The organism is Aeromonas sp. 603757 (genome assembly GCF_049171255.1).
Lineage (GTDB): Bacteria > Pseudomonadota > Gammaproteobacteria > Enterobacterales > Aeromonadaceae > Aeromonas > Aeromonas veronii_A.
In genome coordinates this window covers 100,217-122,407 of record NZ_JAAKOE010000010.1, presented here as the reverse complement: position 1 = coordinate 122,407, position 22,191 = coordinate 100,217, and the positions used below count along the sequence as shown (strand labels likewise).

Genomic DNA, 22,191 nt, shown 5'->3' with positions numbered 1-22,191 from the left:
CTGCTTTTTTATGACGGGAGGGTTCAATGGCTGTAGCTGCCAATAAGCGTTCGGTAATGACGCTGTTTTCCGGTGCCAACGATATGTTCAGCCATCAGGTGCGTATTGTCCTGGCGGAGAAGGGTGTTAGTGTGGATATCTGTCAGGTTGACCCAGCCAATCTGCCGGATGAGCTGGCCGAGCTGAACCCGTACAACTCTGTACCGACCCTGGTTGATCGTGAGCTGGCACTCTACACCTCACGCATCATCATGGAGTATCTGGACGAACGCTTCCCGCATCCACCCCTGATGCCTGTTTATCCGGTTGCGCGTGGTAACAGCCGCCTGATGATGCACCGCATCGAGCTGGACTGGTATTCCCTGGCTGACAAGATCATGGCCGGTACCGATGCAGAAGCAGCACGCAACGAACTGCGTGACAATTTGCTCGCTATTGCACCGATCTTCGGTGAAATGCCCTATTTCATGAGCGAAGAGTTTGGTCTGGTAGATTGCTATATGGCTCCGTTGTTGTGGCGTCTGCCGAGCCTGGGTATCGACTTGACCGGTCGTGGCGCCAAAGAGCTGAAGGCCTACATGGTTCGTCTGTTCGAGCGTGAGTCCTTCCAGGCATCCCTGACCGAAGCCGAACGCGAGATCCGTGCTGGCGTATGAGCATGGAACCGACAATGACGCCGAGTCGCCCGTACCTGTTACGGGCGTTCTTTGACTGGTTGCTGGATAACGATCTGACTCCCCATCTGGTGGTCAACGTCAACATTCCCCATGTGATGGTGCCGATGCAGTTTGCTCAGGACGGGCAGATTGTGCTGAATATCGCGCCCCGTGCCGTGATGCAATTTCACATGGATAATGAGGCAATCAGCTTCAGCGCCCGCTTTGGCGGGGTATCCCAACAGGTCTATATCCCGATGGCGGCCGTGCTGGCTATCCATGCTAGGGAGAACGGCGTGGGAACCCTGTTCCCCCCCGAGCCTGGTTACGATATCTGGCTGGAGCAGGCCGAAGCACCGGTGGAGCCAGAGCCGGAACCGCCGCGTCCAAGCGGTCGTCCGACCCTGAAAGTCATCAAATAAAAAAACGCAGCCAATTGGCTGCGTTTTTCATATCCGTAATTATCAGTTCTGGGCGTATTCGAATGCCTTGATGACTCGCTTCACACCGCTAACGTGGCGAGCGATGTTGACCGCCTGCTCTCCCTCCTGACGGGTGACAAGACCAATCAGGAATACTTCGCCGTTTTCGGTGACCACCTTGACCTTGGCGCTATCGAAGTTTTTGGTGCCGAACATGTCGGCTTTCACCTTGGAGGTGAGCCAGGTGTCATTGCTGCGTGTGGTCAGGCTGACTGGCTGACCAAGGCGTAACTCGTTGTAGACGTGGCGGACCCCCTCGATGCGGCCAACAATCTTGCCTGCTTCCAGCTTGTAAACGTCAGAAGGTGTCTGACCGACCAGCAGCACGCGGCCATTGTTGCTGTAGACGCTGATCTTGCTGGCTGCGCTGAGCGGTTTGTTGTCGGCCAGCAGATTGGCTGCTTTCAGCTCGATGCTCTGGTCATCCCACTGGGCGCTCATGGTACGGCGGTCGCCAGAAACCTTGGCGGTACCAGCTGCTCCGCCAACCACCACGGCAGCACAGCCCTGCAATAGCAAGGCGCTGGCTAGCAGGCCAAGGATGAGTATCTGCTTGTTCATGGTTTCAATCTTCCTGTTGCGGGAAAAGAGTCTGGTCGATGAGATCACACAGACAGTGCAGGGTCAACAGGTTGACCTCAAGAATACGGGGGCGGCGGGCAGAGGGTACTCGGATCTCCACATCGTTTGGCCCCAGCAAGCCAGCCATTTCGCCACCGTCGCCGCCGCTCAGCACCACTATGGTCATGTCGCGGGAGAGAGCTGCCTCGGCCGCCTTGATCAGGCTTCGGCTGTTGCCCGTGGTGGTGATGACCACCAGAATGTCGCCAGGCTGGCCCAGCGCGCGGATCTGCTTGGCGTAGACCTCTTCAAAACCATGGTCGGTGGCGATGGCGCTGATGGTCGCCATGTCCGGGGTCAGAGCCATGCCGGGAAGAGAGGGGCGCTGGGTCTCGTAGCAGTTGACCAGCTCGGAGATGAACAGTTGCGCCAGTGCGGCAGAAGGACCGTTACCGCATGCCAGCACCTTGTGGCCATTGAGCAGGCAGATGGTGATCATCTGGGCTGCAGTATGGATGGCATCCGGCAGCGCCTCGGCGGCGGCTATTTTGGTCTGGATGCTTTCGGTGTAGTTCTCTTTGATGCGGTCAGTCATAGGGTCCTCTTAAAATGCGTTCTGGATCCAGGCTGGCTGGTCACCCTCGAACGCAATCACATCGAATCGGCAGGCCTGATTGGCCTCGTTGATGGCATGTTGCTTCAAATAGTGGCGCGCTGCCAGCATGATCTTGCGCTGTTTGCTATGGGTGACCGAGCTGGCGGCCCCGCCATGGCTGCCGGTGGCCCGGTAGCGCACCTCAACAAACACCAGGGTCTTGCCCTGGTGCATGATGAGATCTATTTCACCGCCACGACAGCGGTAGTTGCGAGCTACCGGTTGCAGGCCCTGGGCCTGCAACCAGCGTTCAGCGACTTGTTCAAAGTGCTGTCCCTTGCTCGTTGGTGAGGGGAACAGGCTCGGCAACTGCTGGCGCACCCGTTTCCATAGTTCCTTCATTGGAGGGCTCCTCCAGTTGCTGAACGGCGTTCTCGTCGACCAGTTTGCCGTTCTGGTAAGTACCCCAGCTCAGCATCCGCACGATATTGCCCTGGGCATCCACGCTCAGCTGACCACTCATGCCGGCCTGCTGCATGCCACCCACCTTGCGCATCTGCTGCAGGTTCTCAGCCAGGCTGACGGCATCGTAGCCCATGGCAAACAGACGCAGCAGGTCACCCTGGGTCTGCGGCCAGAGCAGGGCGATCTGCTCGCGCTGTTTCTCGTAGCCGCCCAGCAGCAGCGGCATATCGGCGATATGCATGCCGTTGAGCTCGGAGGCGACCTCGGTGGCTGCGCTGTCGTAGCCGCGGGAGCTGGTGTAGATGGGCAGGCTGCCCATCGGATTGACCGAGACATCCACGTAGGGCTTGATCATCCGGGTTTCCAGGCTGTTGGCCACCACATAAACGGCATCGATGCTGCGCGGTGCGGCATCAGAGAGTTGCACTACTTCGCCAGCACGGGCGGTAGAGCGGCCGCTCAGGGCATTCTTGACCATCCCCTGTACTTCGTTGCGGGCACCGAAGGTGGCAACCACCGGCTTATCCTGGCTCAGGGTGGCCCAGCTCTGCTCGAACGCCTTGATACTGCTGTAACCGATCCGCCCCTGAGCGGCGATCAGCAGCGGTTTGCGGTAGCCCTGGGTGTAGAGGTACTGGGCTGCCTGCGCGGCATCTGCGGCGGCAGAGAGGGAGAAGTAGTAGGTGGTGTCGTTGACGATCGGCTTGTCCAGCTCGTTGAGCGCCAGTACCGGCACGGTCGGATTTGCCTTTAGCAGCTCCTCGACCCGGTCTTTCAGCAGCGGGCCGATGATCATGTCTGCCCCTTCCTGAATCGCCTGCTTATAAAGGTCGCCGGTCGACTTGCTCTGGGTGTCGTAGAAGTTCAGGGTGAATTGCCCCTGATTTTCCTTATAAGACATCAGCATACCGTTACGGATGGCGGCGCCCTGCGGCTCCAGATTGCCGGAGAGGGGCAGCAGCACGGCGATCTGTTGCACCGAGGTGCTGGCAGTGGCCGCCAGATCGCCCAATCCTGCCGGCATATCCTTCTGGGCTGGATGGTTGGGGAAGTCGCGCTTCCAGCCTGCCAGCTGGCGGGCCAGCAGGTTCGGTTGGGCGCCAAACTCGTTGACCAGTGCCGCCAGTCGCAACCAGCCGGTGGTCACATCAGGGGCCGGAGCCTCTTCCAGCGCTTGCAGGGTGGAGGGGGTCATGCTTTTGAGCAACGACCAGATTTGCTGATGGTTGGTCGCCTGCTCGCTCTGATTGAGGTAGGGCTCCAGTGCAATCAACGACTTGGCTGCGCCAAACTTGTTGTTGATGTCGAGTTGCAGCACTACGCGCTGGCGATACCAATCCTTTTGGGTATCGGCATCCAGCAGCACCTCGGGTTTGCCTTCCAGCAGGATCAGCGCCTGATTGGCGTGGCCTTGCGCCAGCAACAGATGGGCTTGCAGCAGTTGCAACTGCGCCTTCTGGGCGGGGTCCTTGGCCTGCTTCTGCAATTGCTGGAACAGTGCCGAGGCTGGTTTGGTCTGGCCCAGTGCCAGATAGCTGCGTGCCGCCAGCATTTGCCAGGTAAAGGCTTCGGCCGGCTTGGCGGGGTCCACCTGCTCAAGATACCACTGGGCATTCTTGGTCAGATTGGAAAACGCAGAGGGCATGCCTGACTGCCCTGACGGTTGATTGGGCTCCGACGCACAGGCTGCGAGCAGTACTGCCGCGAGTATGATGCCGAAGAGTCGTGATACACTTAGCTGCTTTGTAACCCGGTTCAAGTTCATTCCCCGACCAGTGTTGAAGTTCCCCATAGTGTAAACGGGCCAATATGGCGACACAATTGTCGGGGCACTCGGAGATCCCATGAGTGACATCCCAACCCTGTATATAGTCCCCACTCCGATCGGCAATCTGGCGGACATCACCCAGCGTGCATTGGATATTTTACGCAGTGTCGATCTGGTGGCAGCCGAAGATACCCGTCATACCGGTATCCTGCTCAGCCACTACCAAATCTCGGTGCCGACCTTCGCCCTGCACGATCACAACGAGCAGCAGAAAGCCGATGTGCTGATCGGCCGGATCAAAGAGGGCAAGAGTGTTGCGCTGGTCTCCGATGCTGGCACCCCGCTCATCAGCGACCCCGGTTATCACTTGGTCACCCGCTGTCGTGAAGCTGGGGTCAAGGTGGTGCCGCTGCCCGGTCCCTGTGCTGCCATCACGGCTCTGAGCGCGGCCGGTCTGCCCACCGATCGCTTTGCCTTTGAGGGCTTCCTGCCCGCCAAGAGCAAGGGGCGTGACGATCGCCTGCAAGCCGTTATTGAAGACACCCGCTCGCTGGTGTTCTACGAATCCCCGCGCCGTGTGCAGGATACAGTGGAAGCGATTGCTCGCATTCTCGGTGAGCGTCAGGTGGTGGTGTGCCGCGAGCTGACCAAGACCTTCGAGTCGATCCACGGTCTGCCAGCCTCTGAAATGCTGACCTGGCTTGGTGAGGATGACAACCGCTGCCGCGGCGAGATCGTGCTGGTCGTGGCTGGCGCCTCCAAAGAAGAAGAGGATCTGCCCGCCGAGGCGATCCGTACTCTGGGTCTGCTGGTGACCGAACTGCCACTGAAAAAAGCGGCCGCCCTGACCGCCGAGATCCACGGCGTGAAGAAGAATGCCCTCTATAAATACGGTCTCGAGCACTATTGAGTCGGTCAATAGGTCATCAGACTGTTTTTTGACCTGCGCAATCCCCTGTATCGACAATCAGTCAGCCTGTAAACGGGGGCCAAGCGCGATAAATGGCTGTAAACGGGAATTGCCGGTTTACCCCGTACGTATCGCAAGGGTATAATCCGCGCCTCGGAGTTGGCTGGGCAATCGCTGCTTCGTCGTTGTGTCCCTCGGGACAGACGGGCGGAGGGGAGGAAAGTCCGGGCTTCACAGGGCAGGGTGCCAGGTAACGCCTGGGGGGCGCGAGCCTACGACCAGTGCAACAGAGAGCAGACCGCCGATGGCCCGCAAGGGATCAGGTAAGGGTGAAAGGGTGCGGTAAGAGCGCACCGCGCGACTGGCAACAGTTCGTGGCACGGTAAACTCCACCCGAAGCAAGACCAAATAGGCCCCTATTGGCGCGGCCCGCGTTGGGGGCGGGTAGGTTGCTTGAGCCAGCGAGCGATTGCTGGCCTAGAGGAATGATTGCTACCCGGGGCAACCCGGTACAGAACCCGGCTTACAGGCCGACTCCGACCTCATTCCGTAGAGCCCCGCGATTTATCGCGGGGCTCTTTTTTATGCATGAGAAAATATGGCTTCGTTGGCAGGATATTTTCGGCCTTGTCATTTTGAATGAAATTATATGTTTTAAATCAATCGAATAGTTTCGTATTTGGCACGATGGCAGCGATAGATGGTGATAGAACCCAGGATGATTGTTCGCACCCGCATATTGTGTGTGTTCTCAGTTCATTCACTTATTTCAATTAATCACCAGAGCCTAAAGCCAAATAACTTGTGGAAAATCAACCCACTCAATCTGCGGTATGCAAATGCTGCGTCAATATGTTCCCTCTGCCCCATCTCCTTGCTTGAAAAGCCCCCTGCACGTCCTTAAACTTCAAGGTGGGGAAAAGTGGATCAAAGTGGTTTTTAGAGGGGCAATCAGCCTCCTCATTCACCTTCAGGGACAGCAATTTGTTGCGTGGCGCTCATGCCATCAGCCTGGACAGTAAAGGGCGGTTGGCGATTCCGACCAAATTCCGTGACTGGCTGCGCGACGAAAGCGACGGCCAGCTGGTCTGCACCATCGATATTGCCCATCCCTGTCTGCTGCTTTATCCCCTGAACGAGTGGGAAGAGGTCGAGCGCAAGCTAAAGACCCTCTCCAGCATGAATCCTCAAGAGCGCCGTTTGCAGCGGCTGCTGCTGGGTCATGCAACCGAATGCGAGCTGGATGGCAATGGCCGTCTGCTGCTCAGCCAGCCACTGCGTAACCATGCGGGGCTGGACAAGAAGATCATGTTGGTGGGCCAGCTCAACAAATTCGAGCTGTGGGATGAAGCCCGCTGGCAGCAACAGGTCAATGACGACATCTTGGGTCTGCCCGGGGACGATTGGGCAAGCTCACCACGACTACAGGATTTCTCTTTATAAATGACCCAAGCCGCTGAACACATCACAGTGCTGCTGCACGAAGCCGTCGAAGGTCTGGCCATCAAGCCGGACGGTGTCTATGTCGACGGTACTTTTGGCCGTGGTGGTCATTCTCGTCTGATCCTGCAGCATCTTGGCCCCAATGGTCGGTTGATCGCTATCGACCGCGATCCCCAGGCGATCGCCGAGGCCGCCAAGATCCAGGATCCCCGCTTCGAGATCGTCCATGGCCCCTTCTCCGGTATCACTCGCTATCTGAGCGATCGTGGTTTGCTTGGCAAGGTGGATGGCTTTCTGCTGGATCTGGGGGTCTCCTCACCCCAGCTGGATGATGCCGAGCGCGGATTCAGTTTTATGAAAGATGGTCCGCTCGATATGCGGATGGACCCCACTTCCGGCCAGAGCGCCGCCGAGTGGCTTGCCAAGGCCGATGTGGATGATATCGCCTGGGTGCTGAAGACCTTCGGTGAGGAGCGCTTTGCCAAGAAGATCGCCCGCGCCATCGTCCACGACCGGGTGACCGAGCCTTACGTGCGTACCCGTCAGCTGGCTGAGATGATTGCCCGGGTCAATCCGAGCAAGGAGAAGGGCAAGCATGCGGCAACCCGCAGTTTCCAGGCCATCCGCATCTATATCAACAGCGAGCTGGACGAGATCGAAACCGCGCTCAACGGTGCATTGGACGTGCTGGCACCACATGGCCGTCTGTCTGTGATCAGCTTCCACTCGCTGGAAGACCGGCTGGTGAAACACTTCATTCGCAAGCACGAGAAGGGGCCTGAAGTGCCCTACGGCATTCCCTTGACCGAGGCCCAGCTGGCTGGCGGTCGCAAATTGAAGTCGGTCGGCAAGGCGCTCAAGCCTTCTGATCATGAGGTCTCTGAAAACACCCGTTCGCGCAGCTCGGTGCTGCGGGTCGCCGAGCGGCTGGCGGAGTAAGCGATGAGCGAAGTACGTGTCCACCTAGCCAAGGAGATCGTTGCCGATCTCTGGCGGCACAAGCTGCAGATTTTTCTGTCGGTTGCCGTACTGGTGACCGCGTTTGCCGTGATCCTGGTGACCAACATGACCCGTGGCCTCACCGCCAAACAGAATGACCTGATGGCGGAAGAGGATCGCCTCAATATCGAATGGCGCCACCTCTTGCTGGAGCAGGGCACTCTGGCGGAACACTCCCGGGTCGCCACGCTGGCCATGGACAAGTTGCAAATGGGTCGCCCTCTGGTGACCACCGAGAAGGTAATTACTCTGCCATGAAACGGAAGGCTACAGCCAAAACCGCTAAAGCGAACGTTAAAGCGCCATCTATCTATCCGTGGCGCTTCCGCACGCTGGTCGTATTCATCGGCATCGCCTTTGTCGGGCTGATCCTCCGTCTGGCCTGGATCCAGGTGATCAATCCGGATCGTCTGCGTCAGGAGGGGGACATGCGCTCTCTGCGAACAACCTCCACCCAAGCGGTGCGCGGCATGATCACCGATCGCAATGGTGAACAGCTGGCTGTTTCCGTTCCGGTCGAGGCGGTCTGGGCCGATCCCAAGACGGTGCACGAGTCCGGCGCTATCCACAATGAGCGGGCCTGGATGGCGCTCTCAGCAGTCCTCAAAATCGATATCAATACTCTCAAGCAACGTATCGCCAACCCCAGCAAGCGCTTCGTCTATCTGCAGCGTCAGGTAACGCCCGCTGTCTCTGAATACATCAAGGGGCTCAAGCTGGGTGGTGTCTATCTGCGTCCCGAGTCGCGCCGCTTCTATCCGACTGGCGAAATCAGTGCCCACCTGGTGGGGGTAACCAACATCGATGGCAACGGGATCGAGGGGATCGAGCGCAGCTACAACGAGTGGCTGACGGCGACACCGGGCGAGATGCGGGTGCGCAAGGACCGGCAGGGCAGGGTCATCGAGCGTCTTGGTATCGTCAAAGAGGGCAAGAACGCCAACGATCTGCAGCTCAGCATCGATCAGCGGGTACAGGCTCTGGCCTATCGGGCGCTCAAGCGAGCAACCGACGAGAACAAGGCAACGTCCGGCTCCATGGTGATGCTGGATATCAAGACCGGCGAAGTGCTCGCCATGGTCAATACCCCCTCCTATAACCCGAACAACCGCGGCCAGTATCAGAGTTTCCGGGTACGCAACCGGGTGGTGACCGATACCTACGAGCCGGGCTCCACAGTCAAGCCGCTGATTTTGCTAAGTGCTTTGCAGGCGGGTGTCACCAGCTGGAAGGATTTCATTCCCGGTGGTCCGCTCTTTATCGGTGCCAAGCAGATCAAGGACGTCAGTATTCACAAGGCGACCAACCTTTACGATATCCTGCGCTACTCCTCCAACATCGGCATGTCGCGCATTGCCCTGCGGATGCCGGCCCAAGAGATGATCAACACCCTCAGTATGTTCGGTTTCGGTATGGATACCGGCAGCGGACTGATGGGCGAGAGCGGTGGTATGTTGCCTCAGCGTCGGCGCTGGTCCGATATCGAGCGGGCGACCCTTTCGTTTGGTTATGGTCTGCGGGTTACCCCGCTGCAACTGGCTTCCGCCTACGCCACCCTGGCCAACAAGGGCAAGCGAGTGCCCATCTCCATCGTCAAGGTGACCACGCCGCCCAAGGGTGAGCAGGTGATCGATCACAACAACGCCTCCGCCATGCTGCAGGCGCTGGAGTACGTAGTCGACAACGCTATTCCCAAGGCCAAGATTCCGGGTTATCGGGTCGGTGGCAAGAGTGGTACCGCCAAGGTCGCAGTTGCCGGAGGCTACGGCAAGGATTACATGGCCTGGTTTGCCGGTTTTGCCCCTGCCAGTAATCCCCGTTTCGTCATGGTGGTGGTGATTAACGAGCCAAAAGGTAGTGCCTACTATGGCGGTGCCGTGGCGACCCCGCCGTTTGCAGAGGCCATGGGCGGGGTACTGCAACTCTTCAATATTCGTCCTGATGCGGTGCCCACAGCGGTGCCCGCCAAACTTGCCCGTACGGAGGCTCCTCTTGTCCCGCGCACTTGATGCATTACTGCGCCCCTTCGGTATTCAGGCGCCGGCGCTCACTCTGACCGATATCCAGCTGGATAGTCGGCGGGTCAGGCCCGGCACGCTCTTCGTGGCCATTTGCGGTCATCAGGTGGATGGCAGACGGTTTATCGAGCAGGCGGTGGCTCAGGGAGCGACCGCTGTTGTGTTTGAGGAGGATGGTGAATTTATCCCACCATCGACTCCGGTTCCCTGTATCGGGATGCGGGATCTGCCCGCTCACCTCTCTGCTCTTGCGGGCTATTTCTACGATCAGCCAGCCCAAAAATTGGATCTGGTCGGGGTCACCGGCACCAACGGCAAGAGCACTACGGCACTGCTGGTCGCCAACTGGCGCACCCTGCTGGGTGGCAAGGCGGGTGTGATGGGGACCATCGGCAACGGCCTGTTTGGCAATTTGATCGAAGCGGAAAATACCACCGGCAGCGCCGTGCAGGTGCAAGCCAATCTGGCTGCGCTGCAAGCGCAGGAGGCGGATCTGGTGGCGATGGAGGTCTCCAGCCATGGTCTGGTGCAGCATCGTGTTGCCGCACTGCCTTTTGCCGCTGCCGTTTTCACCAACCTGAGCCGGGATCACCTCGATTATCACGGCACCATGGAAGCCTATGGTGCGGCCAAAGAGCAGTTGCTGCAGCTGGTCGATGAGTCGAATGCGGTGATCAACCGCGATGACGAGTTGGGTGCCAAGTGGCTCGGAAAATACCCGGCAGCGGTGGCGTTTAGCGTTAATGGCCCGATTGAACACCATTCTGGCCGTCAATTAACGGCGCAGCAGCTCGATTTTCACCAGCAAGGTTTTCGCGCGCAGATTAACTCCAGCTGGGGGAATGGTGTATTATCCGCCCCCTTGCTCGGGCGCTTCAACGTCAGCAATGTGCTGGCCGCGATGGGCGTGATGCTGGTGCTCGGTTACGACTTCCACGAGCTGCTGGCAACGGCCCCGAAATTGCAGCCGGTAACCGGTCGCATGGAGTGCTTTGGCGGTGGTGATACGCCGCTGGCGGTGGTCGATTACGCCCACACCCCGGACGCTCTGGAGAAGGCATTGCAGGCCCTGCGGGTGCACTGCACAGGGCAGCTCTGGTGTCTGGTTGGTTGTGGTGGCGACCGCGATCGCGGCAAGCGCCCCATGATGGCCGCCATGGCCGAGCAGTATGCGGATCGCGTGATCCTGACCGACGACAATCCCCGTACCGAGGAGCCGGCCCGGATCATGGCCGACATGGTGGCGGGTCTTCGCGATCCTGCTGCGGTGCAGGTGGAGCACGACCGGGTCAAGGCGATTGCGCTGGCCATCGGTCAGGCGAGCAAACAGGACATCATCCTGGTGGCCGGTAAGGGTCACGAGGATTATCAGATCATTGGAACCGACAAGCGGCACTACAGCGACCGGGAAACCGTTGCGGCCGCCTTGCACACATTATTGGAGTCATTCAAATGATGACCCTCAGGCTTGCCGAGCTGGCTCAGGTACTCGATGCCCGTCTGATTGGTAACGATGGCGAGATCAGCGTCGTCAGTACCGACACCCGTACTCTGGGCGCGGGTGCCCTGTTCGTTGCCCTGCGCGGCGAGCGCTTCGATGCCCACGATTTTTGCGAGCAGGCCGTTCAGGCAGGGGCCTCTGCCCTGCTGGTCGAGCGTGAGCTGCCGCTGGCCATCCCCCAGCTGGTGGTGACCGACAGTCTGAAAGGACTGGGCCGACTCGGCAAGCTGGTACGCGAGCGCATCAACCCGAAAGTGCTGGCCATTACCGGCAGCTGCGGCAAGACCACGGTGAAGGAGATGGCAACCGCCATCCTGCGCAACGAAGGGGAAGTGCTGGCCACCGCTGGCAACTTCAACAACGAGGTGGGCGTGCCGCTCACCCTGCTGCGCCTCGAGCCGCAACACCGGTTTGCAGTGATGGAGCTGGGTGCCAACCATCCGGGCGAGATCGCCTGGACTACCTCGCTGGCCAAACCCGATGCCGCCATCATCAACAACGTGGCGGCGGCCCATCTGGAGGGCTTCGGCTCGCTGGAAGGTGTGTTCCACGCCAAGAGCGAAATTTTTGAGGGGCTGAGCGAGGGCGGCACGGCCATCGTCAACGCCGACAACGAATTCTGGCCGAAGTGGCGGGAACGCGGCATTCAGTGCGCCTTCTCCATCGACGATCAGAGCCAGCCGTTCCACGCGCGCAACCTTGTGCTCAACGAACAAGGCTGCGCCGAGTTCGTGATGGTGACCCCGCAGGGTGAGCTGAGCCTGACTCTGGCGATCCCGGGTCGCCACAACGTGGCCAATGCGCTGGCTGCTGCTGCCGGTACCCTGGCACTCGGTGCTTCTCTGGCCTCGGTCAAAGCCGGTCTGGAGCAGATGGCTCCGGTCAAGGGACGCTTCTGTGTTCAGCACTGGGGCGGTCTGACCCTGGTGGATGATACCTACAACGCCAGCGTGGAGTCCGTGCTGGCGGGCATCGATGCCTTGACCGCCATGAGCGGCTTTAAGGTGCTGGTGTTTGGCGACATGCGGGAACTGGGTGAGGAGTCTGCCGAGCAACATGCCCGGGTTGGCCGTCATGCCCGCGAGTGCGGTCTGGATGCCGTGCTGACAGTAGGGGAACATAGTCGCTATACCGCAGATGCCGCGGCTGGCCGACATTTCGATAACAAGGCGTCGTTGTTTGAAGTGCTTGCGCAAATGATAAATACACATCAGGAAATTTCGATTCTGGTCAAGGGTGCCCGTGGCTCCCGCATGGAAGATATCGTCGAGATGGTCAAAGGCCATCAGGAGTCAGCCACATGCTAGTCTGGCTGGCCGAACTGCTCACCCCGCACTTCACCTTCTTCAACGTCTTCTCCTACCTGACGTTTCGCGCCATCCTGTCGATCATTACCGGTCTGGGAGTTGCGCTCTGGATGGGGCCGCGCCTCATTCGTCGCCTGCAGATCCTGAAGTTCGGTCAGGTGATCCGCAACGATGGTCCCGAGTCCCACCTCAGCAAGCGGGGCACTCCGACCATGGGTGGTCTGATGATCATTGCTGCGATTTTCACGTCTGTGCTGCTCTGGTGCCGCCTCGACAACCCCTATGTCTGGCTGGTGCTGTTTGTGCTGGGTGCCTATGGCGCCATCGGCTTTGCCGACGACTACCTTAAGGTGGTGCGCAAGAATACCGACGGCCTGATCGCCCGCTGGAAGTACTTCTGGCAATCCGCCGTTGCGCTGGGAGTGGCTGTATTCCTCTACGCCACGGCCACCCATGATGGTCAGACCCAGCTGGTGGTGCCCTTCCTCAAGGATGTGATGCCGCAACTTGGCCTGATGTTTATCCTGCTCACCTATTTCGTCATTGTTGGTACCTCCAACGCGGTCAACCTGACCGATGGTCTGGATGGCTTGGCCATCATGCCGACCGTGATGGTGGCGGGCGGCTTTGCGTTTATCGCCTGGGCAACCGGCAACGTCAACTTCGCCAGTTACCTGCATATTCCCTATGTTCCCTATACCTCCGAGCTAGTGATCGTCTGTACTGCCATCGTCGGGGCAGGTCTGGGCTTTCTCTGGTTCAACACCTATCCGGCACAGGTCTTCATGGGGGACGTCGGTTCCCTGGCATTGGGCGGCGCGCTCGGCACCATCGCCGTGCTGGTACGCCAGGAGTTCCTGCTGGTGATCATGGGCGGTGTCTTCGTGATGGAGACTGTCTCGGTGATCCTGCAGGTGGGGTCTTACAAGCTGCGCGGCGTGCGGATCTTCCGCATGGCGCCGATCCATCACCACTACGAGAAGAAGGGCTGGCCGGAGCCGCGCGTTATCGTGCGTTTCTGGATCATCACCCTCGTGCTGGTGCTGCTGGGTCTTGCCACCCTGAAGGTGAGGTAAGGCCATGGTCATCGTTATCGGACTCGGCAAAACCGGACTCTCCTGCGTCGACTACTTCCTCGGCCGTGGTGTCACCCCACTGGTGATGGACACTCGCGCCAACCCGCCCGGCAAGGATCAACTACCTGCCGAGGTGGAACTCATTTACGGGCTGGATGGTGAGCGACTCAAACAGGCGCATATGATCGTCGCGAGCCCGGGCATTGCCCTGGCTACCCCTGAATTGAAAGCGGCTGCCGAATGTGGTGTGCAGATCGTCGGCGATATCGAGTTGTTCGTTCGCGAGACCGAGACACCGGTCATCGCCATCACAGGTTCCAATGGCAAGAGCACTGTCACGACCCTGGTGGGTGAGATGATTGCCGAAGCCGGGCTCAAGGTGGGCGTGGGCGGCAATATCGGTACGCCTGCGCTGGAGCTGCTCAAGCAGCCGATGGATCTCTGCGTACTGGAGCTCTCCAGCTTCCAGCTGGAGACCACTCACAGTTTGCGTGCTGCTGCCTCTGTGGTGCTGAACCTCTCTGAAGATCACATGGATCGCTATCAGGGTATGGCCGACTACCGCGCCGCCAAGATGGAGATCCATCAGCACTCCAAACACATTCTGGTCAATCGCGACGATCCCCAGACTTTGCCCGATGTGGGTCAGGTGTGGCAGAGCTTCGGTCTTGACTGCAATGGCTATGGCCGCTGCCTGCTGGATGGCCGCTACTGGTTGACCCTGCACGGCGAGCCGCTGCTGGCGGTGGACGAGATGAAGATCGTCGGTGCCCACAATCAGGCCAACGCGCTGGCCGCCATGGCGCTGTGCGATGCGGTCGGCATTCCCCGCGCTGCCCAGCTCACCGTGCTGCGCCGCTTTGAAGGCTTGCCCCACCGTGCCCGTTTCGTGCGCGAAGTGAACGGGGTGCGCTGGATCAACGACTCCAAAGCCACCAACGTGGGAGCTACGCTAGCTGCCGTTGCCGGTGTGCGCGAGTCGGTCAAGGGGCGCCTGTTGCTGCTGGCCGGTGGTCAGGGCAAGGGGCAGGATTTTGGCCCGATCCAGGCGCTGCTGGGCAACCAGATCGATCACATGTACTGCTTCGGTCAGGATGCCGAGGTGCTGCTGGCGCTGGGCGAGCAGACCGAACGGGTGGCCGACCTGGCCACTGCGGTTGCCAAGGCGGCTGCCGATGCCAAGCCCGGTGACTGGGTGCTGCTGGCGCCAGCCTGTGCCAGCCTCGATCAGTTCAAGTCGTTCGAGGTGCGTGGCGATCGCTTTACCGAGATGGTGATGGCGCTATGAATGTCCTTCGCGCAGCCGCAGGTCTGTTCCAGCGCTGGCTATTGCCGGCGCGCCCTGCCGGCCTCTATGACCGGCAGTTGGTGTTGCTGGCGCTCTCCCTGATGGCGGTCGGGGTGGTGATCGTGGCATCAGCCTCGATCCCGGAGGGGATCTCCCTGGGGGATGATCCCTTCATGTTTGTGAAGCGTCACGCCATGTTTCTGGTGATGGCGCTCGGTATCTCCTGGTTTGTGTTGCAGGTGCCGATGGCGCGCTGGCAGGAGTACAACGGACCCATGCTGTTGCTGGCCATTCTGCTGCTGGTACTGGTGCTGGTGGTCGGGCGCAATGTCAACGGTGCGGTGCGCTGGCTGCCACTGGGCCCCTTCAACCTGCAGCCGGCCGAGTTTGGCAAGCTGGCCCTATTCGTCTATCTAGCCGGTTATCTGGTGCGGCGTCAGAACGAGGTGCGTGAAGCCTGGCTTGGCTTCCTGAAGCCCTTGGCAGTATTCGGGGTGTTGGCGATCCTGTTGCTGCTGCAACCGGATCTGGGGTCGACCGTGGTGATGTTCGTCACCTCGTTCGGCATGCTGTTTCTGGCTGGCGCCAAACTGTGGCAGTTCATGATCCTTATCGGTGGCGGTCTTGGTGGGGTGATCATGCTGATCATCGTCGAGCCATACCGGATGCGTCGGGTGACCTCTTTTATGGATCCCTGGGCCGATCCGTTTGGCAGTGGCTACCAGTTGACCCAGTCGCTGATGGCGTTTGGCCGTGGCAGCTGGTTTGGCGAAGGGCTCGGCAACTCCATCCAGAAGATGGAGTACCTGCCGGAAGCGCATACCGACTTCGTGTTTGCGATCCTCGGCGAAGAGCTGGGTTACGTCGGGGTACTGGGCGCCCTGTGTCTCATCTTTGCGTTGGCGATCAAGGCGTTGAAGCTGGGGCATCGCGCCCTGCAAGCCGACCGCCTCTATGATGGCTATCTGGCTATCGGTATCGGCATCTGGTTCAGTTTCCAGACTTTCGTCAACGTTGGCGCAGCCAGCGGCATGATGCCGACCAAGGGGTTGACCCTGCCGCTGGTCAGTTACGGTGGCTCGAGTCTCATCATCATGACAGTGGCGGTGAGCATGTTGATTCGAATCGATTTTGAGTTGCGTCAGGCGACTGCCCAGGCGCGCGTGCGGGAGGTTTAGTGAGCAAGACTCTGTTGGTGATGGCAGGTGGTACCGGGGGGCATGTCTTTCCCGGTCTGGCCGTGGCCGATCGCCTGAAGGCCCAGGGCTGGACTGTCCACTGGCTCGGCACTGCCGACCGGATGGAGGCGGAACTGGTGCCAGCCCACGGTTATCCCATCTCCTTCATCGATATTCAGGGGGTGCGTGGCAACGGCATCAAGCGACTGCTGGTGGCGCCCTATCGCATCGTCAAATCGATCCTGCAGGCGCGTCAGGTACTCAAGACCGTTCGTCCTGATGTGGTGCTCGGCATGGGCGGTTTTGCTTCCGGCCCGGGTGGCGTGGCTGCCTGGTTCTCCGGCATCCCGCTGCTGCTCCATGAGCAGAATGCCGCTGCCGGCATGACCAACAAGCTGCTGGCCCGTATCGCCAGGCGGGTGTTGATGGCATTTCCGGGCGCCTTCGCGCCGAGCCGCCGTACCGCCGTGGTAGGCAATCCGGTGCGTCCCGAAGTGGTCGCCCTGCCGGATCCGCAGCTTCGCAGCGAAGCCGAGCCGCTGCATCTGCTGATCGTCGGTGGCAGCCTGGGTGCCCGGGTGCTCAACCAGCAGGTACCCGCTGCGGTGGCGGCGGCTGGTGTGCCTATCGAGGTGCGTCACCAGTGTGGCAAGGGCAATGCCGAGACGGTGTCTGCTGCCTATGCCCAGCACGGCATCAATGCCGAGGTGAGTGAATTTATCAAGGATATGGCCAGCGCCTACGCCTGGGCCGACCTGGTGGTCTGCCGTGCCGGTGCCCTGACCGTTTCCGAAGTGGCTGCCGCCGGTGTGGCCGCCATTTTCGTGCCATTGCCCCATGCGGTGGATGATCACCAGACCCGTAACGCCTTGACCCTGGTCGACGGCGGTGCAGCCGAGTTTCTGCCCCAGTCCGAGCTGAATACCGCATCGCTGGCGGCGCGCCTGACCTGGTTGGCTGGTCGCCGGGAGACCCTGTTTAACATGGCGAAAGCGGCTCGCCGCGTCGCTATCACCGATGCGGCCGAGCGGGTTGCAGATGAGTGCAAACAGCTCGCAACCGGGCAGCGTGGTAAAGATTAATGAGCAAGGTTGCAGTGGTGACACCGTGCAACCTTGTACCTGTATGTATTGATGCCGCTGTGCAGCCGAGCTTTGACGGTACATGGCCTGCGGCAGACTAAAGAGACGATTATGACCAAGGTTGAACTGGCAAAACTGCGTACTGTGATCCCCGAAATGCGCCGCGTGCGTCGCATCCACTTTATCGGCATCGGTGGTGCCGGTATGGGCGGGATCGCCGAAGTGCTTGCCAACGAAGGGTATCAGGTAACGGGTTCGGATCTGGCTCGCAATGCTGTGACTGAACGGTTGGCCGGACTGGGCGCTCACATCTTCGTCGGTCACAGTGCCGAACACGTTGAGGGTGCCAGCGTGGTGGTGGTCTCTACCGCCATCAAGCAGGACAACCCGGAGCTGCTGGCCGCCCGCGAGCTACGTATTCCGGTGGTTCGTCGCGCCGAGATGCTGGCCGAGCTGATGCGTTTCCGCCACGGTATCGCCATCGCCGGTACCCACGGCAAGACCACCACCACCAGTCTGGTGGCGAGTATCTATGCCGAAGCCGACCGCGACCCGACCTTCGTCATCGGTGGCCTGCTCAACAGTGCTGGCACCAATGCCCGCCTGGGCAGCAGCCGCTACCTGATTGCCGAGGCGGACGAGAGCGACGCCTCTTTCCTGCATCTGCAGCCGATGGTCTCTATCGTGACCAACATCGAAGCGGATCACATGGACACCTACGGCGGTGACTTCTCCAAGCTGAAGGCCACCTTCATCGAGTTTCTGCACAATCTGCCCTTCTACGGACTGGCGGTGGTCTGCATCGATGATCCGGTGATCCGTGGCATGTTGCCCGAGATTGCCCGTCCGACCCTGACCTATGGCCTCTCCGACGATGCCGATGTGCAGGTGCTGGATTTTGTCCAGACCACCAACCACAGCTGCTTCCGTGTTCGCCGCAAAGAGGCGGGCGAGCTGCAGGTGACCCTCAATTTGCCGGGTATTCACAACGCATTGAACGCTGCAGCGGCGATAGCTGTCGCGACAGAGGACGGTGTTAGCGACGAGGCCATCATCTCTGCACTGGCCAAATTTGAAGGGGTCGGTCGTCGCTTCCAGCAGTATGGCGAGTTTGAAACCGGTCGCGGCAAGGCGATGCTGGTGGACGATTACGGACACCACCCGAGTGAAGTGAAGGTCACCATCAATGCCGCCCGTGCCGGTTGGCCCGAGAAGCGTCTGGTGATGGTGTTCCAGCCCCACCGTTATACCCGCACCCGCGACCTCTACGAGGACTTCGCCGATGTGCTCTCCAAGGTTGACGTGCTGGTGATGCTGGAGGTTTATGCTGCCGGTGAGGAGCCGATCCCGGGCGCTGATGGACGGGCACTGTGCCGCTCCATTCGCTCGCGTGGCAACCTGGAACCCATCTTCGTCGCTACACCGGATGACGTGCCAGCCGTGCTGGCCGACCTGATCGGCGAGGGGGATTTGGTGCTGACTCAAGGCGCCGGGAACGTCGGGGCACTGGCCCGTCGTCTCGGAGAGATGAAATTGAGCATAGATAGCATGAAATCTGGCGCCTGAGGGCCCAATGAGTATTTTGACCGCCAAGCCGGGGCCTATATAATGGCGAACCGGTCTGTCAAAGGCCGGTTTAGCGCGTTACACGGGGATCGATCGGGTGGAGGCAAGGGCACAGGGGCGCACCAAGGGTGGCTTCATCGCAGGGGTAGCGTTTTTCCTGCTGGTGATATGGGGCTGCTACCGGACGGCGCTGGATGTTAAAGGTTGGCTGACAGATGCCAACCGGTTGCCCATGAGCGAGCTGTTGCTGCAGGGGCAACACCAGTATTTGCAAACTGAAGAGCTGCGGATGGCCGTGCTGGATGGCGCCGAGCTGCGCAACTTCTTCGAATTGGACGTCAATGAATTGCAGGCAAGGCTCAATGCCTTGCCATGGGTGGCCTCGGTATCGGTACGCAAGAAGTGGCCGAACAAGATCAAGGTCTACCTGACGGAACAGGACGTAGCGGCGCGCTGGAACGGCAACCGCTTCGTCAACACCAAGGGCAAGGTGTTCAGCGCCCCGGATCGGGTCAAGACGCCGCTGATGCAGTTGTCGGGGCCGGATGATCAGGCCGCCCGGGTGTTGAAAGAGAGTCGGCAGTACGAGTCGCAACTGGCTGCCAAGGGATACAAGTTGCTGGGGGTGAATCTGACCCCCCGCCATGCCTGGGAACTGACCCTGGATGGCAATATCAAGCTGTTCCTGGGACGCAATGACATTGCGCTCCGGTTGCAGCGGTTTATCGATGCCTTCCCGGTTATCGAACCCCGTGCGCAAGTCGCCTACGTGGATCTTCGATACGACACCGGAATGGCAGTTGGCTGGAAGAAGAGCGAAGAGAAAGTGCATGACCAACACCGCAGATAGGAATTTGATTGTCGGACTGGATATCGGCACAACCAAGGTGGCGGTTCTGGTCGGGGAAGTATTGCCGGACGGTGAACTGAACGTCATCGGTATGGGCAGTCACGCTTCTCGCGGAATGGAGAAGGGCGGGGTCAATGACCTCGACTCCGTGGTCAAGTCACTGCGCCGCGCGGTGGAAGAGGCCGAGATGATGGCAGATTGCCAGATCAGCTCGGTCTATCTGGGGTTGTCCGGCAAGCATATCGACTGCCGCAACGAGACCGGTATGGTGCCCATCTCTGATGAAGAGGTGACGCAGGAGGATGTGGACAACGTGATCCACACCGCCAAGTCAGTTCGCCTCTCCGACGAGCTGCGCGTGCTGCATGTCCTGCCTCAGGAGTTTGCGATCGATTATCAGGAAGGGATCAAGAATCCGGTCGGCCTCTCCGGTGTGCGGATGGCGGCCAAGGTTCACCTGATCACCTGCCACAACGACATGGCTCGCAACATTGAGAAGTGTGTGGAGAAGGTCGGTTTGCGTGTGGATCAACTGATCTTCTCCGCGCTGGCCTCCAGCTATGCCGTGTTGACCGAAGACGAGAAAGAGCTGGGTGTCTGCGTGGTGGACATCGGTGGCGGCACCATGGACATGTCGCTGTTTACCGGCGGTGCCCTGCGCCACACCAAGGTGATCCCGTACGCTGGCAGCACTGTGACCAGCGACATCGCCTATGCCTTCGGCACGCCGCCGCTCGACGCGGAAGCGATCAAGGTGCGCTACGGTTGCGCCCTCGGTCGTCTGGTCAGCAAGGAAGACAATATTGAAGTACCCAGTGTCGGCGGTCGCCCGGCGCGCAGCCTGCAACGGCAGACACTGGCTGAAGTGATTGAGCCCCGTTACACCGAGTTGCTCTCCATGGTGAATGATGAGCTGGTGCGGGTACAAAGCGAGTTGAAAGCGCAGGGGGTCAAGCATCAGCTGGCAGCCGGTGTGGTCTTGACCGGCGGCGCTGCCCAGATTGAAGGCATTGTGGAGTGTGCAGAGCAGATCTTCCAGAGCCAGGTCCGGGTGGGAGAGCCCATGAACATACGTGGTTTGAGTGATTACGTGCAGGCACCGGTGTACTCGACTGCGGTCGGGTTGCTGCAGTACGGCCGCACCCATCAAGCCACAGGTAGCAACAAAGAATATGCCGCCAAGGCAAGCGTCGGTGGCCTGGTCAAACGGGTTAGCAACTGGCTGCGTGGCGAGTTCTAAGAATTTTGCTGAGTCAGGCAAATAAAGCGGAGAGACAACATGTTTGAATTTATGGATAGCCACACTGACGAAGCCGTCATTAAAGTGATCGGTGTAGGTGGCGGCGGCGGTAACGCTGTCGAGCACATGGTTCGTCAAAATATTGAGGGTGTTGAGTTTATTACCGTCAACACCGATGCCCAGGCACTGCGTAACTCCAGCGCCAACACTACCCTGCAGATCGGCGGTGGCATCACCAAGGGTCTGGGTGCCGGAGCCAATCCGGAAGTGGGTCGTGATGCGGCCATGGAAGATCGCGAAGCACTGCGTGAGCTGCTGACCGGTTCCGACATGGTGTTCATCGCCGCCGGTATGGGTGGTGGTACCGGTACCGGTGCTGCGCCGATCGTGGCCGAAGTGGCCCGCGAGATGGGCATCCTGACCGTTGCTGTGGTGACCAAGCCGTTCTCCTTTGAAGGGAAGAAGCGGATGGGCTTCGCTGCGCACGGTATCGAAGAGCTCTCCAAAAATGTTGACTCCCTGATCACCATCCCCAACGACAAGTTGCTGAAGGTGCTGGGTCGCGGTATCTCCCTGCTGGACGCCTTCAAGGCTGCCAACGATGTACTGCTTGGTGCGGTACAGGGCATTGCCGAGCTGATCACCCGTCCGGGCTTGATCAACGTCGACTTCGCGGACGTGCGTACCGTAATGCGCGAAATGGGTACCGCCATGATGGGTACCGGTTCCGCCTCCGGTGATGACCGTGCCGAAGAAGCGGCCGAGAAAGCCATCTCCAGCCCGCTGCTGGAAGACGTGGATCTGGCCGGTGCCCGTGGCATCCTGGTCAACATCACCGCCGGTATGGACATGACCATCGAAGAGTTCGAAACCGTGGGTAACGCGGTCAAGGCCTTCGCTTCCGAGAACGCCACTGTAGTTGTGGGTACCGTAATCGATCCGGAAATGCACGACGAGCTGCGTGTGACCGTGGTTGCTACCGGTATCGGTGCCGAGCGCAAGCCGGACATCACTCTGGTTAAGAGCAGCCAGGTGCAAGAGCGTCCGGTGCGTCAGCCGCTGGTTAGCGACATGATGCAAGGCCGCGTGATGGACGAAGCCCCGGCCAAGGTGGTCAACGCCGAACCGCAAGCCCGTCGTGAACCGGATTACCTGGATATTCCGGCGTTCCTGCGCAAGCAGGCAGACTAAGCCTCTTATGGCTCT

The 22,191-nt window shown here is 59.8% G+C and carries 21 protein-coding genes and 1 other RNA gene; 18 read left to right on the top strand and 4 right to left on the bottom strand.

The window, feature by feature from the left end; genetic code table 11:
• Positions 1–26: 26 nt before the first annotated feature.
• Together sspA and G5332_RS11630 are read left to right on the top strand one after the other, a co-directional pair.
• Positions 27–656 (top strand): stringent starvation protein SspA, encoded by a 630-nt coding sequence (sspA, locus tag G5332_RS11635; RefSeq protein WP_005336279.1) that lies wholly within the window; start codon positions 27–29, stop codon positions 654–656.
• The gene (locus tag G5332_RS11630) at positions 653–1,078 is read left to right on the top strand and encodes a ClpXP protease specificity-enhancing factor (RefSeq protein ID WP_041234002.1); all 426 of its coding nucleotides are present in this window, start codon (positions 653–655) and stop codon (positions 1,076–1,078) included. The genes sspA and G5332_RS11630 overlap by 4 nt, the downstream gene beginning before the upstream one ends.
• 42 nt (positions 1,079–1,120) lie before the next feature.
• Here the strand turns inward: G5332_RS11630 and dolP are convergent, their stop codons facing one another.
• The 4 genes from dolP to G5332_RS11610 are packed head-to-tail and all read right to left on the bottom strand — an operon-like array spanning position 1,121 to position 4,404.
• Complete coding sequence (gene dolP, locus G5332_RS11625; RefSeq protein ID WP_227341815.1) at positions 1,121–1,699, bottom strand: division/outer membrane stress-associated lipid-binding lipoprotein; 579 nt, start codon at positions 1,697–1,699, stop codon at positions 1,121–1,123.
• A 4-nt stretch (positions 1,700–1,703) separates the two neighbouring features.
• The gene (locus tag G5332_RS11620) at positions 1,704–2,294 is read right to left on the bottom strand and encodes a D-sedoheptulose-7-phosphate isomerase (RefSeq protein ID WP_005341724.1); all 591 of its coding nucleotides are present in this window, start codon (positions 2,292–2,294) and stop codon (positions 1,704–1,706) included.
• A gap of 9 nt (positions 2,295–2,303) precedes the next feature.
• On the bottom strand, positions 2,304–2,696 hold the full coding sequence (locus G5332_RS11615; RefSeq protein ID WP_421172515.1) for a YraN family protein: 393 nt from the start codon (positions 2,694–2,696) through the stop codon (positions 2,304–2,306).
• Positions 2,617–4,404, bottom strand: a complete 1,788-nt coding sequence (locus G5332_RS11610; protein ID WP_421172514.1) for a penicillin-binding protein activator — start codon at positions 4,402–4,404, stop codon at positions 2,617–2,619. Before G5332_RS11610 ends, G5332_RS11615 begins: the two co-directional genes overlap by 80 nt.
• A 199-nt stretch (positions 4,405–4,603) precedes the next feature.
• On the opposite strand from G5332_RS11610, the gene rsmI reads away from it, so the two are divergent.
• From rsmI to ftsZ, 16 genes are all read left to right on the top strand, one after another.
• Positions 4,604–5,437: a 16S rRNA (cytidine(1402)-2'-O)-methyltransferase gene (rsmI, locus tag G5332_RS11605; RefSeq protein WP_047438714.1), complete on the top strand. Its 834-nt coding sequence runs from the start codon at positions 4,604–4,606 to the stop codon at positions 5,435–5,437.
• Between the two features lie 155 nt (positions 5,438–5,592).
• Positions 5,593–5,979: RNase P RNA component class A (rnpB, locus tag G5332_RS11600), an RNA gene on the top strand.
• A gap of 442 nt (positions 5,980–6,421) precedes the next feature.
• A complete protein-coding gene (gene mraZ, locus G5332_RS11595) occupies positions 6,422–6,880 on the top strand; it encodes a division/cell wall cluster transcriptional repressor MraZ (RefSeq protein WP_013723406.1) in 459 nt (152 codons plus the stop codon).
• Complete coding sequence (gene rsmH / locus G5332_RS11590; protein ID WP_421172513.1) at positions 6,881–7,819, top strand: 16S rRNA (cytosine(1402)-N(4))-methyltransferase RsmH; 939 nt, start codon at positions 6,881–6,883, stop codon at positions 7,817–7,819.
• Positions 7,820–7,822: 3 nt separating this feature from the next.
• Positions 7,823–8,137 (top strand): cell division protein FtsL, encoded by a 315-nt coding sequence (gene ftsL / locus G5332_RS11585; RefSeq protein WP_216952213.1) that lies wholly within the window; start codon positions 7,823–7,825, stop codon positions 8,135–8,137.
• On the top strand, positions 8,134–9,888 hold the full coding sequence (locus G5332_RS11580) for a penicillin-binding transpeptidase domain-containing protein (RefSeq protein ID WP_216952212.1): 1,755 nt from the start codon (positions 8,134–8,136) through the stop codon (positions 9,886–9,888). Before ftsL ends, G5332_RS11580 begins: the two co-directional genes overlap by 4 nt.
• A complete protein-coding gene (murE, locus tag G5332_RS11575) occupies positions 9,821–11,353 on the top strand; it encodes a UDP-N-acetylmuramoyl-L-alanyl-D-glutamate--2,6-diaminopimelate ligase (protein WP_421231507.1) in 1,533 nt (510 codons plus the stop codon). Before G5332_RS11580 ends, murE begins: the two co-directional genes overlap by 68 nt.
• On the top strand, positions 11,350–12,705 hold the full coding sequence (locus G5332_RS11570; RefSeq protein ID WP_421172511.1) for a UDP-N-acetylmuramoyl-tripeptide--D-alanyl-D-alanine ligase: 1,356 nt from the start codon (positions 11,350–11,352) through the stop codon (positions 12,703–12,705). The genes murE and G5332_RS11570 overlap by 4 nt, the downstream gene beginning before the upstream one ends.
• Complete coding sequence (mraY, locus tag G5332_RS11565; RefSeq protein WP_005341701.1) at positions 12,699–13,781, top strand: phospho-N-acetylmuramoyl-pentapeptide-transferase; 1,083 nt, start codon at positions 12,699–12,701, stop codon at positions 13,779–13,781. The genes G5332_RS11570 and mraY overlap by 7 nt, the downstream gene beginning before the upstream one ends.
• Positions 13,782–13,785: 4 nt before the next feature.
• The gene (gene murD / locus G5332_RS11560) at positions 13,786–15,069 is read left to right on the top strand and encodes a UDP-N-acetylmuramoyl-L-alanine--D-glutamate ligase (RefSeq protein ID WP_421172510.1); all 1,284 of its coding nucleotides are present in this window, start codon (positions 13,786–13,788) and stop codon (positions 15,067–15,069) included.
• Entirely contained in the window at positions 15,066–16,247 is a 1,182-nt protein-coding gene (gene ftsW, locus G5332_RS11555; RefSeq protein ID WP_421172509.1) for a cell division protein FtsW, read from the top strand. The genes murD and ftsW overlap by 4 nt, the downstream gene beginning before the upstream one ends.
• Positions 16,247–17,329, top strand: coding sequence for an undecaprenyldiphospho-muramoylpentapeptide beta-N-acetylglucosaminyltransferase (gene murG, locus G5332_RS11550; protein WP_421172508.1), 1,083 nt, complete (start codon positions 16,247–16,249; stop codon positions 17,327–17,329). The genes ftsW and murG overlap by 1 nt, the downstream gene beginning before the upstream one ends.
• Positions 17,330–17,440: 111 nt before the next feature.
• Positions 17,441–18,895 carry a UDP-N-acetylmuramate--L-alanine ligase gene (murC, locus tag G5332_RS11545; RefSeq protein ID WP_005336150.1) on the top strand — a complete coding sequence of 485 codons (1,455 nt, stop codon included), beginning with the start codon at positions 17,441–17,443 and terminating at the stop codon, positions 18,893–18,895.
• A gap of 97 nt (positions 18,896–18,992) precedes the next feature.
• Entirely contained in the window at positions 18,993–19,745 is a 753-nt protein-coding gene (locus G5332_RS11540) for a cell division protein FtsQ/DivIB (RefSeq protein WP_421172507.1), read from the top strand.
• The gene (ftsA, locus tag G5332_RS11535; RefSeq protein ID WP_005336148.1) at positions 19,726–20,985 is read left to right on the top strand and encodes a cell division protein FtsA; all 1,260 of its coding nucleotides are present in this window, start codon (positions 19,726–19,728) and stop codon (positions 20,983–20,985) included. Before G5332_RS11540 ends, ftsA begins: the two co-directional genes overlap by 20 nt.
• Before the next feature lie 39 nt (positions 20,986–21,024).
• Positions 21,025–22,176, top strand: a complete 1,152-nt coding sequence (ftsZ, locus tag G5332_RS11530; protein ID WP_005336147.1) for a cell division protein FtsZ — start codon at positions 21,025–21,027, stop codon at positions 22,174–22,176.
• Positions 22,177–22,191 lie beyond the last annotated feature (15 nt).

Bases quoted from the DNA above. Each gene is read 5' to 3' on its own strand.
- sspA (WP_005336279.1), top strand. From the start codon at position 27: ATGGCTGTAGCTGCCAATAAGCGTTCGGTAATGACGCTGTTTTCCGGT.
- G5332_RS11630 (WP_041234002.1), top strand. From the start codon at position 653: ATGAGCATGGAACCGACAATGACGCCGAGTCGCCCGTACCTGTTACGG.
- dolP (WP_227341815.1), bottom strand. From the start codon at position 1,699: ATGAACAAGCAGATACTCATCCTTGGCCTGCTAGCCAGCGCCTTGCTA.
- G5332_RS11620 (WP_005341724.1), bottom strand. From the start codon at position 2,294: ATGACTGACCGCATCAAAGAGAACTACACCGAAAGCATCCAGACCAAA.
- G5332_RS11615 (WP_421172515.1), bottom strand. From the start codon at position 2,696: ATGAAGGAACTATGGAAACGGGTGCGCCAGCAGTTGCCGAGCCTGTTC.
- G5332_RS11610 (WP_421172514.1), bottom strand. From the start codon at position 4,404: ATGCCCTCTGCGTTTTCCAATCTGACCAAGAATGCCCAGTGGTATCTT.
- rsmI (WP_047438714.1), top strand. From the start codon at position 4,604: ATGAGTGACATCCCAACCCTGTATATAGTCCCCACTCCGATCGGCAAT.
- rsmH (WP_421172513.1), top strand. From the start codon at position 6,881: ATGACCCAAGCCGCTGAACACATCACAGTGCTGCTGCACGAAGCCGTC.
- ftsL (WP_216952213.1), top strand. From the start codon at position 7,823: ATGAGCGAAGTACGTGTCCACCTAGCCAAGGAGATCGTTGCCGATCTC.
- G5332_RS11580 (WP_216952212.1), top strand. From the start codon at position 8,134: ATGAAACGGAAGGCTACAGCCAAAACCGCTAAAGCGAACGTTAAAGCG.
- murE (WP_421231507.1), top strand. From the start codon at position 9,821: ATGCGGTGCCCACAGCGGTGCCCGCCAAACTTGCCCGTACGGAGGCTC.
- G5332_RS11570 (WP_421172511.1), top strand. From the start codon at position 11,350: ATGATGACCCTCAGGCTTGCCGAGCTGGCTCAGGTACTCGATGCCCGT.
- mraY (WP_005341701.1), top strand. From the start codon at position 12,699: ATGCTAGTCTGGCTGGCCGAACTGCTCACCCCGCACTTCACCTTCTTC.
- murD (WP_421172510.1), top strand. From the start codon at position 13,786: ATGGTCATCGTTATCGGACTCGGCAAAACCGGACTCTCCTGCGTCGAC.
- ftsW (WP_421172509.1), top strand. From the start codon at position 15,066: ATGAATGTCCTTCGCGCAGCCGCAGGTCTGTTCCAGCGCTGGCTATTG.
- murC (WP_005336150.1), top strand. From the start codon at position 17,441: ATGACCAAGGTTGAACTGGCAAAACTGCGTACTGTGATCCCCGAAATG.
- ftsA (WP_005336148.1), top strand. From the start codon at position 19,726: ATGACCAACACCGCAGATAGGAATTTGATTGTCGGACTGGATATCGGC.
- ftsZ (WP_005336147.1), top strand. From the start codon at position 21,025: ATGTTTGAATTTATGGATAGCCACACTGACGAAGCCGTCATTAAAGTG.